General features: G+C 35.7%; 14 protein-coding genes. 7 read left to right on the top strand and 7 right to left on the bottom strand.

Annotated features, from left to right (window positions below):
• Positions 1-23: 23 nt before the first annotated feature.
• On the bottom strand, positions 24-488 hold the full coding sequence (locus C8J95_RS13265) for a GNAT family N-acetyltransferase (RefSeq protein WP_107809214.1): 465 nt from the start codon (positions 486-488) through the stop codon (positions 24-26).
• Positions 489-833: 345 nt separating this feature from the next.
• Between C8J95_RS13265 and C8J95_RS13260 the strand changes: the two genes are divergently transcribed.
• The 3 genes from C8J95_RS13260 to C8J95_RS13250 all read left to right on the top strand — a co-directional run bounded on the left by C8J95_RS13260 (position 834) and on the right by C8J95_RS13250 (position 3,368).
• Entirely contained in the window at positions 834-2,174 is a 1,341-nt protein-coding gene (locus tag C8J95_RS13260; protein ID WP_255412813.1) for a hypothetical protein, read from the top strand.
• A gap of 244 nt (positions 2,175-2,418) precedes the next feature.
• On the top strand, positions 2,419-2,898 hold the full coding sequence (locus tag C8J95_RS13255) for a copper resistance protein NlpE (RefSeq protein ID WP_221407243.1): 480 nt from the start codon (positions 2,419-2,421) through the stop codon (positions 2,896-2,898).
• Positions 2,898-3,368 (top strand): hypothetical protein, encoded by a 471-nt coding sequence (locus C8J95_RS13250; protein ID WP_107809216.1) that lies wholly within the window; start codon positions 2,898-2,900, stop codon positions 3,366-3,368. Before C8J95_RS13255 ends, C8J95_RS13250 begins: the two co-directional genes overlap by 1 nt.
• A gap of 89 nt (positions 3,369-3,457) precedes the next feature.
• On the opposite strand, the gene asnB is transcribed toward C8J95_RS13250, so the two are convergent.
• From asnB to C8J95_RS13235, 3 genes are all read right to left on the bottom strand, one after another.
• Positions 3,458-5,119: an asparagine synthase B gene (gene asnB, locus C8J95_RS13245; RefSeq protein ID WP_107809217.1), complete on the bottom strand. Its 1,662-nt coding sequence runs from the start codon at positions 5,117-5,119 to the stop codon at positions 3,458-3,460.
• 317 nt (positions 5,120-5,436) lie between these two features.
• Entirely contained in the window at positions 5,437-7,104 is a 1,668-nt protein-coding gene (locus C8J95_RS13240) for a PNGase F N-terminal domain-containing protein (RefSeq protein ID WP_107809218.1), read from the bottom strand.
• A 79-nt stretch (positions 7,105-7,183) separates the two neighbouring features.
• On the bottom strand, positions 7,184-8,389 hold the full coding sequence (locus tag C8J95_RS13235) for an RsmB/NOP family class I SAM-dependent RNA methyltransferase (protein ID WP_059324390.1): 1,206 nt from the start codon (positions 8,387-8,389) through the stop codon (positions 7,184-7,186).
• A 136-nt stretch (positions 8,390-8,525) separates the two neighbouring features.
• On the opposite strand from C8J95_RS13235, the gene C8J95_RS13230 reads away from it, so the two are divergent.
• Complete coding sequence (locus C8J95_RS13230) at positions 8,526-8,864, top strand: zinc ribbon domain-containing protein YjdM (RefSeq protein ID WP_107809219.1); 339 nt, start codon at positions 8,526-8,528, stop codon at positions 8,862-8,864.
• Between the two features lie 369 nt (positions 8,865-9,233).
• Here C8J95_RS13230 and C8J95_RS13225 read toward each other — a convergent pair whose 3' ends face one another.
• A complete protein-coding gene (locus tag C8J95_RS13225) occupies positions 9,234-10,172 on the bottom strand; it encodes a sulfate/molybdate ABC transporter ATP-binding protein (RefSeq protein ID WP_107809220.1) in 939 nt (312 codons plus the stop codon).
• An 83-nt stretch (positions 10,173-10,255) separates the two neighbouring features.
• Here C8J95_RS13225 and C8J95_RS13220 point away from each other — a divergent pair, with 83 nt between their 5' ends.
• A complete protein-coding gene (locus C8J95_RS13220) occupies positions 10,256-10,915 on the top strand; it encodes a YceI family protein (RefSeq protein WP_059154599.1) in 660 nt (219 codons plus the stop codon).
• Between the two features lie 108 nt (positions 10,916-11,023).
• Positions 11,024-12,034, top strand: coding sequence for a phenylalanine--tRNA ligase subunit alpha (gene pheS, locus C8J95_RS13215; protein ID WP_107809221.1), 1,011 nt, complete (start codon positions 11,024-11,026; stop codon positions 12,032-12,034).
• Between the two features lie 117 nt (positions 12,035-12,151).
• Here the strand turns inward: pheS and C8J95_RS13210 are convergent, their stop codons facing one another.
• Positions 12,152-12,916, bottom strand: coding sequence for a DUF3108 domain-containing protein (locus C8J95_RS13210; protein ID WP_107809222.1), 765 nt, complete (start codon positions 12,914-12,916; stop codon positions 12,152-12,154).
• A 185-nt stretch (positions 12,917-13,101) separates the two neighbouring features.
• Here C8J95_RS13210 and C8J95_RS13205 point away from each other — a divergent pair, with 185 nt between their 5' ends.
• Positions 13,102-14,154: an NAD(P)/FAD-dependent oxidoreductase gene (locus C8J95_RS13205; protein ID WP_107809223.1), complete on the top strand. Its 1,053-nt coding sequence runs from the start codon at positions 13,102-13,104 to the stop codon at positions 14,152-14,154.
• Positions 14,155-14,301: 147 nt separating this feature from the next.
• Here the strand turns inward: C8J95_RS13205 and C8J95_RS13200 are convergent, their stop codons facing one another.
• Positions 14,302-16,968: a TonB-dependent receptor domain-containing protein gene (locus tag C8J95_RS13200; RefSeq protein ID WP_107809224.1), complete on the bottom strand. Its 2,667-nt coding sequence runs from the start codon at positions 16,966-16,968 to the stop codon at positions 14,302-14,304.
• Between the last annotated feature and the right edge of the window lie 15 nt (positions 16,969-16,983).

Genomic DNA, 16,983 nt, shown 5'->3' with positions numbered 1-16,983 from the left:
ATTATTCCGACGGAATCAGTTTTTTATAACTCCATTGTCAGCAAAATCATATCTGTACATTCAATACCATTTTCCCATATAGGTTCAGGGTAATTGTCTTTGAAGAAATTTTTTCGGATCTCTGAAATTCTGAATCCGGATTTTTGATACAGGTAAAGTTGCCCTGTACTGGAATTTCCGGTTCCTATAACTAGTTTTTTATAAAGACTATTTTTAGCTCTTAGTATTGCGTCTTTCAGTAACAAGCTTCCAATTCCCTGATTTTGAAATTTTTCGTGTACGGCAATGTTTTTAATTTCTGTGGTATCAGAATCCCACGGGTAAAGTACATAACATCCTATAATCTCATTGTTGTATTTTGCCAGATAAAGCTGTCCGGTAGTGATGTACTGGTCAATTAATTCTTTTGACGGATCGGCCAGTAATAAAATATCGTAAGGAACCGATGTTTCAGGAGTGTGTGGATGTATTGTTATACTGTCTTTCAAAGCTGTTGGTTAAAAAATGAGAAAACTAAGATAGGGAATAATAAACTCGGAATTAAATGTGAATTCTGAAGCTTATCAAGTGTTTTTTAATTGTATATTAATTATTTATAATATCATTTTCATGATGTTTATATCGAAATATATCTATAAATATATGTATATTGAAGGGTAAATAAATGCTTTTTGGGAATAATGTTTGCAATAGCGTAAATATTAAAATTAGACATGAGATCTGCTAAGAAGAAGTTTTTTAACTATGGATACTTAAGCTTTTTTTTGTTATGTTTTGTATTGGGATGTAATAAACAGTCAAAACAATTTTCAGGAGAAAGTTTTAATAAAACTTTGCTTAAAAAAAACGAACAACTTCGTCTTTCGGGAGATTATAAAAGTTTGGTGAAACTTAATCAGCATTATCTTGCCGAAGCTCAGGAAAAAAAATATCATGAGGGGGAAGCTCTATGCTATATCAATATTGCCAATATGTATTCTACAATTGGCAACTACGAAAAAGGTCTTGAGTATATTAAAACTGCTGAAGATCTGCTGAAAGATAAATCTTATCCTCCGCTTTCTGCTAAACTATACCAGGAATACGGACAGCTAAATAAAGTACTTGGACTGCATGATAATGCTTTGAATTATAATACCAAAGCCATGTACTTTATGCGTAAAGTATCTGCTGAAGACCGAAAAAGCTATTTCCTGGGAAGGGTATATGCTAACAGAGCGGATTTTATGTATGCTAAGAAACGTTCGGATTCTTCTCTGATTTATTTTCATAATGCCCTGAATATAGAAAGAACTCCTTTGTATATGTCTCTTATAGCTAAACATCATTTGTTATATACGGGACATAAAGATTCTGCTAATATTTATTTAAAAGAAGCTGTAGCCAAACTGGGGAAAACGCCTGTAGTAACTTCAGAGGCAGGAATGGTATATCAGATTTCAGGACAATATTATAATGCTATAAATCAGCCCAAAGAAGCATTGAATTATTATGAAAAAGCTTTAAAATTTTATACAGAAACCAATAGGATTTATCAGATTCCGTTTGTGTATCAGAATATTGCAGGTATTTATAAAAGTCTGGGAAATACTGAGCAGGAGCACGATTTTATGATGAAATATGCAGAGGCTAAAGACAATCTCAATTCAAGGCAGAATGAAACGCTTAATCTTTCAATAGAAAAATTATTAGCGGCTAAAGACGAAGAGTTTAAAACTGATAAGAATAAAATTTTCCTTTATATTTTTTTAGGTGTTACTTTAAGTTTTATTATTTCCTTTTATCTATACAAAAGAAACCGGAAATTATTGCTTAAGAAATATACTGTAAAGCATGATGTGAAAGAGGTGAAAGGAGAAGCTGCTAAGCCAGCATATGGAAATATCTTTGATGAGCTTGTTATTTTGGCAAAGCAGAATGATTCTACCTTTCTCACAAGATTTCAGGAATTATATCCAGGATTTATAGATCGACTGCTCGAAATAAATCCTAATCTTGTAAGTTCTGAACTTGCTTTCTGTGCTATGATCAAACTGAATTTTACTTCAAAAGAAATTGCGAACTATACATTTATCCAACATAAATCGGTGCAACAAAAGAAACACAGGCTCCGTAAAAAGCTCGATGTGCCGACAAATCAGGACTTATATGTTTTTTTTCAGAACCTGAGTTAAAATAATTATATTTCTGTAAATCAGCACATTGTGGTTGATGAGGTATATGTGTAGTATTGTTTTTTTTGTTGATTTTCACTAATTATGATAATATTTGCAATCTTGAAAACACATTTGATGAAAGGATAGCTGTCGTATAAAATCCCAAAGAAGCATTTCATAAGTTGTAATTTTAGTCGATGGGAATTTTAGTCAAAGACGGCTATTTTTTATGAATTGAAAACACAAATAATTTTTAATATAAATGAAAAATACAAATTTGTTATTAACAGCAATAGTGGTTACATTGCTGGCTGTAGCTTCATGTGGTGAAAAAAAGAAAGATTCGGAAAAGATAATTTCTGCTAAAACAGATTCTCTGAATACAACAGTTGAACCGGTAGCATCTGAAATGGGAGATACTACCGAAAATTCTGTAGATTGGAATGGAATCTACAAAGGCGATTTGCCATGTGCAGATTGTGAAGGGATTGCCACAACTATTGAGCTTAAAAATGACAATACCTTTGTTCAGAAAAGTGAATATAAGGGAAAAGGAAAAGATAATACTTTTGAGGAAAAAGGAAGCTTTGAATGGGATAAATACGGTAGTATTATAACTCTGAAACTAAAAGATGGTGTACAGAAATATAAGGTTGCAGAAGGATACATCATTCAGCTTGACCAGAATGGTAAAGAGATAACAGGAGAACTAGCTAAAAAATATATTTTAAACAAACTATAATGAAAAAAACAGCATCCATTTTATTGGTAGCAGCGCTTACGGTAATGTCTTGTCAGAGTACAAAAAAAACTACTGAGAAAGAAACGACAAAAGAAACAGGAATGAATATGAAAGTTCCTTTTACACTTGCTAAAAACTATTTTATCAAAAATACTGTAGAAGACAAACAAACTTTTGTAGAAAAAATTACATCAGAAGAGGCTTTCGAAAAACTTTTTGGAGCAGCGGCAACCATGAATAATATGCCTACAAAAATTGATTTCTCTAAGCAATACGTTATTGCTGTAATCAATCCTTCTACAGAAATGCTAACAAATCTGAATATGCCAACACTTTCTAAAAGTGGAAATATTATAACACTGGCTTATGAAGAAAAGGTGGAAGGGAAACAAAGTTATTCAATGAGACCAAACCTTATTCTTGTAGTAGATAACCAATATCAGGGAGAGATTAAGACGGTAAAGAAATAAGCTCTTAAACAGAAAACAACATCATAGATAAAAGTAAAGCGCAACCCCGAAAGGTTGCGCTTTGATGTTGATTGAAATATCTGTGATTGTTAGTAGCTTACTTCGTGTACTTTTACAGCACGCCCACTTGGATCATTCATTTTTTTGAAAGCTTCATCCCATTCCAGAGCTACGGGCGTAGAGCAAGCAACAGAAGGTACGGATGGTACAGACTGCGCTGCGCTGTCACTAGGGAATAATTCTGTAAATATGCTTCTGTAACGGTATTCTTCTTTGCTCATAGGAGTGTTGATAGGGAAGCGGTATTTAGCATTTGCCATCATTTCATCGCTTACTTCATCCTCTGCAATTTGTTTCAGGGTATCAATCCAACTGTAACCTACACCATCACTAAACTGTTCTTTCTGCCTCCATGCAATACTTTCCGGTAAGATATCTTCGAAAGCCTTTCTCAGAACCCATTTTTCCATTCTTTCAGGTGTTATCATTTTGTCCTGAGGGTTGATTGTCATTGCAACATCCATGAATTCTTTATCCAGAAATGGTACACGACCTTCTATACCCCATGCCATCAAAGACTTGTTAGCACGAAGACAATCGTAAAGATGAAGCTTGCCCAATTTTCTCACGTTTTCCTCATGGAATGCCTGAGCACTTGGTGCCTTGTGGAAATAAAGATAGCCTCCGAATAGTTCATCAGATCCTTCTCCGGATAGTACCATTTTAATTCCCATAGATTTTATAACTCTTGCCAGAAGGTACATAGGAGTGGAAGCTCTGATAGTAGTTACATCATAAGTTTCCAGGTGATAAATAACATCACGGATTGCATCCAGACCTTCCTGAATAGTATATTTTACTTCGTGGTGAACAGAGCCTATATGGTCCGCAGCCTTTCTGGCAGCAGCAAGGTCCGGAGATCCTTCCAGTCCAACTGCAAAACTATGTAAACGCGGATACCAGGCTTCCTGTGTATCACCACTTTCAATTCTTTTAGAAGCAAACTTTGCTGTAACAGCAGCAATAATAGTAGAATCCAGTCCGCCGGATAAAAGTACGCCGTATGGAACGTCACTCATCAGCTGACGGTGCACTGCATCTTCTAATCCTTTTCTAAGGGCTACTATATCAGTAGGATTATCTTTTACTGTATCAAAGCTTTCCCAGTCTCTTGAGTACCATTGCTGATATTCTTCACCATCTTCGCTGTATAACAGATGGCCGGGTTTGAACTCTTCAATTTTGTTGCAAACGCCTTCCAGAGCTTTAAGTTCCGAAGCTACATAGAAGTTTCCGTGTGCGTCCCATCCCCGATACAAAGGAATAATTCCCATATGGTCGCGGCTGATAAGGTAAGTACCTTTTTCTATATCATATAATGCAAAAGCAAATATACCGTTTAGTTTTTCTAAGAAATCTTTTCCGTGTTTCTGGTAAAGTGCTAAAATTACTTCACAATCGGATTGTGTCTGGAATTCGTATTCAGGAAACTCTTTTCTTAGTTCCATGTGGTTATAGATCTCACCATTTACTGCTAAAACAAGATTTCCGTCTTTAGAGAAAAGTGGCTGCTTCCCTGAAGTAGGGTCTACAATTGCCAATCTCTCATGAGAGAAAATTACTTTTTCGTCCTGAAAAATGCCCGACCAGTCCGGCCCACGGTGTCTTATTTTTTTAGACATTTCCAGTACCTGAGGTCTTAATGTTTCTGTTTTTTGTTTTGCATCAAATAAGCATACTATCCCACACATTTTCTTATGTTTTTAATTTTTAATTTATTTTATTAATGCAAATATGGGGTTTGATTATTTTTCAAACAAGTAAAAATATTTGATTTAGGAAAAAATACATGAATTAATTTTATAACAGGATTTTTTTAAGAATCACAAAAAAGAATCCCACCCTAACTGAAAAAAATTAAGATGGGAAATTTATATTATCAATAATGTGAAAGTCAATTAGGTCAATGGGCAATGAGGGGATGATCAATTAAGTCAATATGTGAATAAGTAAATGGGTGAATTTACAAAAGATTATATATTCACTTATTGACCCATTGACCTATTCGTTATTCCAGCCCTAAAAGAACACCAGAAACATTCCAAAAGCTTTGGCTGCTGCCTTCCGGAGCTCCCTGAGGAATTTTTACCTGTATAGTATGCTTACCTGTTTTAAGGTTTCCCAGATTGATATAAACGGGGTTAGTAGTAGTGCCCGGACACCAGTTGGAACGGCTAAGATCTGATGAAGAAAGACCGTCTTCGAAGTTACCTGATGCAGGATTGAACAATCTATAAGATCCACAATCTGTTCTCCAAGGTGTAAAAGCATGGGCTAATTTGCCATCCAGATAAATAGAATTTTCTTTTGGTACAAATTCATCACCTTCTCCCCAGCCACCATGTCCGGTTGTGATATAGCGCAGTTGTGCATTTTTAAGATCTTTGACCAGTGTGAATTCAACTTCAACTCCTTTGTCAGAGCTAAACATAGTAGGGTAGTCCTGACCTGCCATTTCCATTACATTGGTAGTATTGAAAACAGGTAATACAAAATTGTTGTTTACAATTTTCTGTTGATCCGGGTGAATAGTTAATTCTAAACTTATCTGATGTCCGCCTTTATCATAGTTTCCGATAAATGCTCCTACCAGTATCTCTTTTCCGCTTAGTTGCGGACGAAGTTCGGTGATATCCTGGCGGTATGGCGTATTGTTGTGCCAGTTTTTTCCTTTCAGTTGAATTTTTTCATTAAAATGACCAATTCCGAAAGGGGTGAAAAACCGCATCAATTCAATAAACGGAAGATAGTCCGGAGTTAAAGCAACACCCTGATAGGATTTACCATTTCCGTTTTGGTATACCGGAAGTGATTTTACCCCCTGCGTTAGACCTGTATAATAAGATGTAGCCCTTTCCTGTGGAATGATAAATACATCTCCGGTTCGGTCGTATGCATCACCATTAGATTTTTGTTTTAGCTCTACAAAGATTGTATTGCCTTGTTTAATTTCAGGAATTTTTACTTTCTTCAGAATAATAGTTCCGTTGCCGAAACGTTGAATATACTGATCAGATTTAGAAGCATCACTAAAGTTGATGGTTTCGTTTTCGAAAACAGGAATAGTTATAAATCTGCTCTTCCAGATCATATCTTTATAAGTCAGTACATCTTTTTCTGTAATATTTTTGCCCTGAAATAATGACTGGTCATCCAGTGTCTTTATTTTTTTTACCGAAGTTGCCTCAACGACAGAGCTTCCATTTCTTACCGTCTTCAGTACCAAGCCCAGATCCTGTCCTAATATGCTGGGACCGCCTTTTACTTTAAGATCATTCGTATACCATACTTCTATAGTATTGGAATTTACACTTGTTACCGCTTTCTTTACATTATAACCCAGTATTTTTCCGGTTTCGGAGGTCGGTTTGAACTCCTGTTTGGCCAGGATGGTATTATCGCTTGTCTTTACAATTTCGTTGTTATTAAGAAAGGCAAACTGGCTAACTTCATTGTTTTTTCTGTTAATTTCATTAACCTCAAAAGGGAAATTGGCTTTCTTGTTTTTTATTTTCTCATTGAATAATAGTGTTTTATCACTATTGGTAATGCTGATGATGTGGTTTTGGCCAGGATTTACTTTTCCTTCGAACGAATTCTGATAAGTAACTTCATAAGTCTGGGCGAAAATCATCTGAGCGCCTGTAATAAGGCTACACAGGAAAATTTTTTGCATAAGATTAGTTTTTGGCAAAGGTAAAAAAAAGAGCATTAACCTTTCCGGAAAATGCTCTTCACTATATTTTGGGCTGATATTAGCCTTTTCTTTGAATTAATGCCATATAGAAACCATCATAACCATGACTAGGCATAATTTTTTCTTCACCGATTAGTTCGTATTCCGGATTCTTTTCAATAAAGTTCTTAGTCTGTAATGTATTTTCAGAAGGAAGAATAGAACATGTAGCGTATACCATTTGTCCACCTTTCTTTATAATTTTAGAATAATCCTGAAGGATGTTTTCTTGTTCCTTTTTAATTCTGTCTATAAAGTCCTGATCAATTTTCCACTTACTATCCGGATTTCTTTTTAGTACTCCTAATCCGGAACATGGAGCATCTATCAATAATCTGTCCGCAGAATTATGAAGTCTTTTGATAACTTTATTGTCATCGATAACTCTGGTTTCAATATTATGGGCACCAGCTCTTTTAGCTCTACGCTTAAGTTCAGCCAGTTTCCATTCGAATATGTCAAGAGCGATAATTTGTCCTTTGTTCTTCATTAAAGCAGCAATGTGTAATGTTTTACCACCTGCACCTGCGCAGGCATCAACTACACGCATCCCTTCTTTTACATCAAGGAATCTTCCGATTAACTGTGAAGAAGCATCTTGTACTTCAAACATTCCCTTTTTGAAGGCTTCAGTAAGGAAAACATTTTTCTTTTCTTCCAGTTCCACAGCATCTTCATAACCACGAACAGCGTGAGATTCTATTTCGCTTTTCTGTAACTCTTCAATTAGTTTATCTTTTGTTGTTTTGAGGGTATTTACACGAAGTACAGTTGGAGCCGGATCATTTAATGCATCCATTTCTTTTTCCCAATTAGCGCCTAATTCTTTTTCAAGAGTTTCAGCAAGCCATTCCGGAATTGAGTACTGTATTGCTTTTGTAGGTACAGTTCCTTTCTTTAATTTATTAAGGATGTCGGCAATTTTAATACCTTCAAACTCTTCAAACTTTTTGTAGTGTGTTTTAGTCCACAAAAGATAAGCAAGGATCATTCTGTAAATATTACCAGGTTTCACCCCTTCGCCCATGTAATATTCAAGACGTTTTTTCCAACGGATAATATTATAGAAAATCTCAGAAACAACAGCTCTGTCCTGGCTTCCCCATTTTCTGTGTGCTTTAAGAAGTCTCTCGATAACCTTGTCGGCATATTTGTTTTTTTCGAAAAAGGTTTCCTGTAGTGCATCGTGGATGCCAATAAGTAGGTTTCTGTGAATAAGTTCCATAATTAGATCTGCAGTTTTGCACTGCAAAAATACATTTAAATTAGAGGAAACGCAAAAATGCTTAGATTAAGCCCTGAGAAAGGAAAGATTTGACTTGGGTCTCAGAAATCTTATCTTTGCAAAAAATATAATTATTATGAGCGATACGATACTTTGTCCGAAGTGTAATTCGGAATTTACTTATCCGCAGGATAATCTTATGGTGTGTTCCCAGTGTTTTCACGAGTGGGATCCGGCAGATGCTTCAGCAGACGGTGATGATAAAGTTTTTGATTCCAATGGGAATGAATTGCAGGATGGGGACTCTGTAGTCGTAGTAAAAGATTTGCCTGTAAAAGGTGCGCCAAAGCCAGTAAAAGCTGGAACAAAGGTTAAAAATATTAGATTGAGACCAGGAAGTGATCATAACATCGATTGTAAAATTGATGGATTCGGATCAATGGCCTTGAAATCTGAATTTGTGAAAAAAGGTTAATCAATAACTTTTATTTAAGTTTACATATACAGACTTTATCCATTAGGATAAAGTCTTTTTTTATTACATTTAGCTTCAAAATACTACAATAATAGATCTTCTGCTCGGATTAGAAAATAATCTAGCGTTATATGGAACTGAATAATATTGGGGAGAGATTAAGTATAGTACACAGAAAATAAAAAAAGGAAAAATTTGGCAGGGTAACTTTCAAAAAACTTTCATTGCGAACGCTAATTTCAGTTTTACAAGGCAGAAAGAGAATAACCAAAAATTTCCTTGAATATCTTCTTGGGCAAAGATAAAAAAAATGTTTACAAACCAAAAATATTGGATGTAAATATTTAATATTTAAGTTTTTAAAGCTTATTAAAGGAAACTTATTTTCAATTTTCCTTTTTTCTTTTGAGCGGTATATACAATAAATGTATGGCCTTTAATATTGACAAGGTTTCTGTAAAAACCTCCCGAAAAACCAGATTCTATAACTTCGGCATCTGTTCCTTCATTTTCAGTAAATTTTAACTGATGTGGAAAATAAAACCAATTTGATAAACCAAGTTCCTGTTGCTGTTCAGGTGTTAGAAGATTTACTTCCCCCAACAATCTTGCTACGTAAGGATTGTATGGAGATTGAAATAAAGCTTCAGGCGAATCTTTCTGAATAAGACGTCCTTCCTGTAAAACAACCACTTCATCTATCCATGGCAGAATTTCTGTAATGTCATGCGTACTGATAATCAGACTGATATTTTGTTCACGAACATAGGCAAATAGCTTATCCCGTAGTTGTGTTTTTCTTGAAAAATCGAGATTACTGAAAGGTTCATCCAGAAGCAATAATTTAGGCAACTGAGACAAGGCCTGTGCAATAGCAACACGCTGTTTCTGTCCACCACTTAGATTCTTAGGATATTCATCCATATAATCTTCCAGTCCGACAATTTCCAGAAGCTGATAAACTTTATCCTTCTTTGCCTTAAGATTAATATTCGAAAGAAATTTCCCCACATTGTCATAAACTGTAGAGTAGGGCATCAGATCATAATGCTGAGCCACTAGTTTCATGTCTTTTTCACCCGGGATTATATTTGCTTTCGGACCATATATTTCCTTATTGTCGAAGAATATTTTTCCCTTATACCAATCGCTTAAACCATATATAATGTTTAGCAATGTTGTCTTTCCACATCCGCTTTCACCTATCAACGCCATAATCTTTCCCTGCTCTAAGCCGAGATGAAGATTGTTGAAAATAAGTTTGTCTTGACTATAACCAAAGTCTATTCCCTGTATACTGAGTAACATTTTGCAAAAATAATGTTTTGTAGGTTTATTAGTATTTTTTTATTAAATTTACGAAACTAATTGTTAAAATAAATTACAAAATAATGAAAAAAAGATTTTTATGGGTGTCTGCGTTGGCTCTTATGGGAACTGTTCTGGTTATTTCCTGCGGGAAAGATAAACCAGTAACAAGTGAGTCCGGTGCAGTAACTACAACTAAAGACGGAGCCGTTTTCGCAGTTGATACACTAAATAGTAAAATCGAATGGACAGGTTATAAGATTTTTAAATCAGATAATACTTCTCATTTCGGGACTATTAAGTTTGAAAGTGGCGAAGTTACTGTGAAAGACGGTAAACTGGAATCCGGTAATTTTGTAGCATCCATGAATACCTTAACTTCTGAAGATTTAAAAGATGACAAAGAAAACCAGGCAAAGCTTGATGGCCACCTTAAGAGTGGTGATTTCTTTGAAGTAGAGAAATTCCCTACAGCATCTTTCGAGATTACTAAAGTTACTCCGAATGAAACCGGAGATTATAATACACTTATCGACGGAAACCTTACATTAAAAGGAGTATCTAAGCCAATAAGCTTTAATACCAATGTAGTGGTGAAAGATGGTGTAGCGACGATTAAATCTGAGAAAAAAGACATCAACAGACGTGACTTTGGTGTTAACTTTACTTCTCCTGCCAGCAATGGTGTTATTAAAGATGAAGTAAGTTTGCAGATTAACGTAAAAGCATTAGAAAAGAGATAGTTTTAAGTAATATGTGATGGAGAAAATCTGCTTTTGGAAACAAGAGTGGATTTTCTTTTTTATAAAAGTCCGATAAAAACCTTAAATTTGTGCTGCAATTTTTATAAGATGCTAGAGAAAATAGAAGAATTACTGGGTCAGGTACAACAATTTCATACCAAAAATAAAGAAGAAATCGAGAAGTTCCGTATTGCCTTTATTGGTAAGAAAGGAAGTGTAACAGAGCTTTTTGAGAAGTTTAAAGATGTTCCGAATGAACAGAAAAAAGAATTCGGACAGAAAATTAATACCCTGAAGCAGGCTGTAAATACTAAGATTGAAGATCTGAAAGCAGGTATTTCTGAAGAAACGACTACTGAGAAGATAGACCTTACAAAACCTGGATTTCCTGAAGAGTTAGGAAGCAGACATCCTATTAATCTGGTTAAGAACAGAATTATTGAAATCTTTAAATCTATTGGTTTTGCTGTAGCAGACGGACCAGAGATTGAAGATGACTGGCATAATTTTACCGCATTGAACTTACCGGAATATCATCCGGCAAGAGATATGCAAGATACTTTCTTTATTGAGAAAGATCCGGATATTCTTTTAAGAACGCATACTTCTTCTGTACAGATCAGATATATGGAAAACAACGAACCTCCGATGAGAATTTTGTCGCCGGGAAGAGTTTTCCGTAACGAAGCTATTTCATCCCGTTCACACTGTATATTCCATCAGATAGAAGGTTTGTATATAGACAAGAATGTATCATTTGCAGATCTTAAACAAACAATTCAGTACTTTACTACAGAATTATTTGGTAAATCTCAGATCAGAATGCGTCCTTCTTATTTTCCATTTACTGAGCCAAGTGCTGAGGTAGATGTATACTGGGGACTAAATTCTGAAACCGATTACAGAATTACTAAAGGTACAGGTTGGTTAGAAATTATGGGTTGTGGAATGGTAGACCCTGCTGTTCTGAAAAATGTAAACATTAATCCTGATGAATACAGTGGATTTGCTTTTGGTATGGGAATCGAGCGTATCGTAATGTTGCTTTACCAAATGTCAGATATCCGTATGTTCTTTGAGAATGACGTACGTATGTTGGAGCAGTTCAAACATTTGTAATATTCAGATTATTCTGATATAAAATAATAAATGGCCGGATATTTCCGGCCATTTTATTTTGATAACCACAAAGGTTAAAATATTTTTTATCTGATTATGATCAACCAGAATAGTTGGTTACTTAGCAAAACGTAGCGGATTCTTTACATTAGAATACTCTATAAGATCAGCCTTTAGAGATCCAACTGCCAGTTCGGCTTTCATTTGGATTGGAATATGATTGGCATCATTTGTTACCCACATCGTTACCCCTTCTTTAGCCTTGAAAACACGTCCGCTCATTACTGAAGGGATAATTTTCAGACAGTTGATTCTTCCAAACTTTGTGCTCATCATTTCAGTACCAACAACTTTTAGCATAAAAGGATAGATTTCATCATCGATCCATACGTTCAGCTTTACAGAGCTGCCAACTTTTAGTTGGTCGGTACTCAGTGTGCGCAGGTAATAGAACGATGACAGCATATCCTGTATATCATTATTTACATTAAAGTTACGGGTCTCATTTTTGATTCTGTCATGCAGGCTTACAGTATGATTACTATGATTGAATGTAGAAGCCAGATTTTTGCGGTAACTTCCTTCGCTTACATTTCTTACATAGAAACTTGGTTGGTCAGTTCTTAGATTGATGTAACTTTCATAGATATCATCCACTTTAAAAAATGCACGTACAGCCCCAGAACTTCTTCCTTCGCCTCTTACGTATAGATGTGGCGCACCATTATATGTAGTTTTCTTGGTGGAGAGTGTTGCAAACCCCGCATTGAGAAAACCGTAATGGATACGATATTTTAATATTTCCCCTGAATTGACACTGTCGAACTGAGCATTTATAAATACGATACTAAATACAAATATTGCTGTAAAAAAATTCCTCATACACAATTTTTATGGCTATATATTTTCAAAAACTTTGCCAAAGCCTAAAGTACAAATTTCATCGGTATTTGCGATGAAAAAATTATTAATGTTTTATGAATTCAATGACGAACATCATGAAAACCAATCAGGCTATTTGCAATGGTATTCCTATCTTTGTTTTTTCTAAATAATAACTGAGCGATATGATTGAAACTGATATCATTATTATAGGAGCAGGTCCTACAGGACTATTTGCCGTTTTCGAGGCAGGATTACTTAAGCTAAGATGCCATATTATAGATGCTTTGCCACAACCAGGAGGTCAGTTGGCTGAATTATACCCTAAGAAACCAATCTTTGACATTCCGGGATTTCCTTCGGTAGATGCGGGGGTTTTGGTTAATAATCTTATGGAGCAGATTAAGCAGTTTGAACCAGGTTTCTCTTTAAGTGAAACTGCGGTGTCTTATGAAAAAACTGAAGACGGCCATTTTATCGTTGAAACCAGTAGAGGGACTAAGATAAAAGGTAAGGCAATTGCTATCGCCGGTGGTTTAGGAAGTTTTGAGCCGAGAAAGCCACAAATTGATAATATCGAAGCTTTTGAAGAAAAAGGAGTAGAATACTTTGTGAGAAACCCTGAAATGTACAGAGATAAAAAAATTGTTATCGCTGGTGGAGGGGATTCAGCGTTGGACTGGTCTATTTTCTTGTCAAAAGTAGCTTCTGATGTTACCTTAATCCACAGAAGAAATGAATTCCGTGGTGCATTGGATTCTGTAGAAAAAGTACAAAAGCTGAAGAAAGAAGGTAAGATTAATCTTATTACTCCTGCTGAAGTAGTAGGTTTGCAAGGGAACGGAACACTTTCAGGAATCGAGATTGAAAAAGACGGTGAGCGTTCTTCTATTGAAACAGATTATCTGATTCCATTATTTGGTTTGACACCTAAATTAGGACCTATTGCTGATTGGGGACTTGAGATAGAGAAGAATTCTATTAAAGTAAACAATGCATTGGATTATCAAACGAATGTAGAGGGTATCTATGCAATTGGGGATATCAACACTTACCCAGGTAAAATGAAGTTAATCCTTTGTGGTTTCCACGAAGCTACTCTAATGTGTCAGGGGATTTATAACCGTTTAAATCCGGGGAAAAAATTCGTACTGAAATATACAACAGTGAGTGGGGTAGATGGATTTGACGGTACCAGAAAAGAAGCTGAAAAAGCAGTAGTGAAGTCAATTGACTAATTGATATTTACATATATAGTTGAAGAAGCGCCCGGTTTTCCGGGCGCTTCTTGTTATACAGATTAAAGATGATTAAAAAATAGAGAGCCCTCTGAACAGAAGGCTCTCTTAGAAAAATAACCTGAGGCTATATTAAGAGAAAAATAATTAAAACTTAAGGTCTAAACCTATATAGAAGTTGGCGCCCATAATTGGTGCGTAAACCATTCCGCCATCGAAGTAATTACCAAAAGGATTTTTAGCATCCAGAATAGCGTTTTTCTGCTTGTAATTAGTTAGGTTTTCACCACCGGCATATATTCTTACCTTTTCATTCAGGTTTTTCGAAATTTGGGTATTTAAAGTTGTATATGCATTGGAATAATCCGGAAGCCTGAATTCTTGTGGATTACTCTGTGTAAAAGGAATCCTTTGTTTTCCGATCCAGTTTAGTGTAGCATCGAAGCTCCAGAAGCCGCCTTTATCATTTTTATTAGTAGCATAAGCGGCATTGAAGAAGCCTCTGTGCTTTGCCATGAAGGGAGCCTTTCTTCTTCCGGAAAGATAATCGGTTTCTACATTGTAATATTTGTAAGCCAATCTCAGATCCAGATTTTTGGCAGGAGTAAGATCCCATTGTACTTGTACACTATTAGCAAAAGATTTTCCTTCCAGATTATAAAACAGAATCTTATTGGTATACTGGTCCAGATCTGTAATCACCTGATTTTGGAAATCCGTTCTGAAAACATCGGCTATGATTGTAGATTTTTTATTGAAAATTCTGAATTCCTGTTGTAGACTCAATCCGTAGTTCCATGCAATTTCGGGTTTTAATCCATAGATATTTCCATTATTGGATAAAATCTCAATACTTCTGTTGGATGCGAAATATTGCTGGCTTTCCGCAAAAATATTGGCTGTTCTGAACCCTCTGCCGGCAGATAGTCTCAGAATAGTTTTAGGAGTGATATCGTATTTGAAATTAAGCCGTGGAGTGAACTGAGTGCCTGCCAGATTATGAAAGTCTACACGCGCACCTGCTACCAAAACATATTTAGCTCCTGTTAAGGTATATTCTGCAAAGAAGCCGGGAACAGTCTCCTGTCTTTTGTAATTAGCCGTCAGATAATCTTCATTGTAATCATCCAATAAAAAGCTAGCTCCGACCTTGTATTTATGATTGGTATTTCCAATAATACTTTCAAAAATTAAGTTGGAATAAAAAGTAGACTGCTTCCCAAAGTAATTGCGCAACCCGAAGAAACTATCCTGTTGGTGATAAGTAAACTGATTCATCCAGCCTAAGCTTTGATAAGGTTTTCCTTTGAAAACATAGCCGGTCTTATTCCATACCTGGAAGCGGGAAATATCGATTCCTACACCATATAAATTTTGCTGACCCTGGTTAAGTCTTTTGTTGTAGCCAATCTGACCTGCTGTTCTTTCATCTTTTACAAAGTTAATTCCGAAATGAGAACCGAATCCGCTATTACTAAGGTCATTATAATTAAGCAGGTAAGCAGCATTTAATTGCGTTCCCTTTGGACGATCCAGAAAACCATCATTGTTCATATCGGTATCCCCAAAAGTTCCGTTACCGTGTAATAATATACTTTGGTTCCATTTTTCAGCAACCTGAGAAGTATGGGTAATATTGGCTTCTGCACGTCCGTTAAAATCAGAGAACAGATTAAGTTCTGTTGTTGGTTTTTCATTTTCAGATTTCAAAAGTTCGGTGTTAATCTGTCCTGTGATACTTTCATATCCATTAACTACTGTACTTCCTCCTTTTGTTAACTGGATACCGCCAATCCAGCGTCCTGGTATAAAGTTCAATCCGTATGCTGATGCCAGTCCTCGTATTTCCGGAAGCTGCTCTTTGGTAAGGCTGGTATATTTCTGGTCCAATCCCAGCATCTTAAGTTGCTTGGTACCTGTTACAGCATTACTGAATGAAACGTCTACAGTTGCATTCGTTTCAAAGCTTTCGGAAAGATTACAACAAGCAGCCTTTAGTAATTCTTTAGGATTAATATTGAAAGTTAAACCTACTTCTTTTTTATTAAGGGCAGTTGCTTCTGAAGCTTTTGTAATCGTAACACCACCAATCTGTTTTTCTTTTCCTTTATCATGTTGCTGGTGGTCCTCTTCTTGTACAGCAGTGTTTACTTTATCGGAGTGTACTTTTGTGTTAACTTCTCCAAATGCAGTAGTACGATCGAAATGACAGCATGCAGGCAATTTTGCGTATGTTTTGTCGTCGGCTTTGTACTTTTCATTATCATGCCCGGCATCTGCAACTTTCTGCAAAACTTTTTCAGCAGTCGCCTTTATTGGATCTAGCTCCAGATAAAGCTTCTGTTCATCTGCATTCCATTCAGCACTTAATGCACCAGCATCTTTAGATGCTTTCTCTATACGGGCTTTGCACATATCGCAGTTTCCTTTCACAAAGAAAGAAACTTTGTCTATCGTATGTTCTGAAACCGGTTTAGCATCTCTGCTATAGTGGCAGCATGTTGGTAATTTGTTATAAACTGCATCTTTTGCAGTATATTTTTCATTATCATGTCCTGCATCGGCTACATGCTGAAGGATTGCATCGGTATTCGTATTGTCCGGGTTGTATTCCACTGTTAATATCTGCATTTCCGGACTCCATTGTGCAGTTTTTACACCTTTTGTTTTTGCTGCTTTTTCTATTCTGGCTTTACACATTTCGCAAGCTCCCTTTACAACATAAGTTTCCTTTTTTAGAGAGCTCTGAGCATTGATGTTCATAAACAGAAATAGATTCAGGAGCAACAGTCCTGATCTTAAAATTGATTTCATTCTGTAAAATAATTT

It is taken from the genome of Elizabethkingia sp. YR214 (genome assembly GCF_003058195.1).
GTDB lineage: Bacteria > Bacteroidota > Bacteroidia > Flavobacteriales > Weeksellaceae > Elizabethkingia.
The sequence above is the reverse complement of the archived record's forward strand: the minus strand, read 5'-3'. Positions and strand labels throughout refer to the sequence as shown.

Coding starts and splice junctions, on each gene's coding strand:
- C8J95_RS13255 (WP_221407243.1), top strand. CDS start 2,419: ATGAAAAATACAAATTTGTTATTAACAGCAATAGTGGTTACATTGCTG.
- C8J95_RS13250 (WP_107809216.1), top strand. CDS start 2,898: ATGAAAAAAACAGCATCCATTTTATTGGTAGCAGCGCTTACGGTAATG.
- asnB (WP_107809217.1), bottom strand. CDS start 5,119: ATGTGTGGGATAGTATGCTTATTTGATGCAAAACAAAAAACAGAAACA.
- C8J95_RS13240 (WP_107809218.1), bottom strand. CDS start 7,104: ATGCAAAAAATTTTCCTGTGTAGCCTTATTACAGGCGCTCAGATGATT.
- C8J95_RS13235 (WP_059324390.1), bottom strand. CDS start 8,389: ATGGAACTTATTCACAGAAACCTACTTATTGGCATCCACGATGCACTA.
- C8J95_RS13230 (WP_107809219.1), top strand. CDS start 8,526: ATGAGCGATACGATACTTTGTCCGAAGTGTAATTCGGAATTTACTTAT.
- C8J95_RS13225 (WP_107809220.1), bottom strand. CDS start 10,172: ATGTTACTCAGTATACAGGGAATAGACTTTGGTTATAGTCAAGACAAA.
- C8J95_RS13220 (WP_059154599.1), top strand. CDS start 10,256: ATGAAAAAAAGATTTTTATGGGTGTCTGCGTTGGCTCTTATGGGAACT.
- pheS (WP_107809221.1), top strand. CDS start 11,024: ATGCTAGAGAAAATAGAAGAATTACTGGGTCAGGTACAACAATTTCAT.
- C8J95_RS13210 (WP_107809222.1), bottom strand. CDS start 12,916: ATGAGGAATTTTTTTACAGCAATATTTGTATTTAGTATCGTATTTATA.
- C8J95_RS13205 (WP_107809223.1), top strand. CDS start 13,102: ATGATTGAAACTGATATCATTATTATAGGAGCAGGTCCTACAGGACTA.
- C8J95_RS13200 (WP_107809224.1), bottom strand. CDS start 16,968: ATGAAATCAATTTTAAGATCAGGACTGTTGCTCCTGAATCTATTTCTG.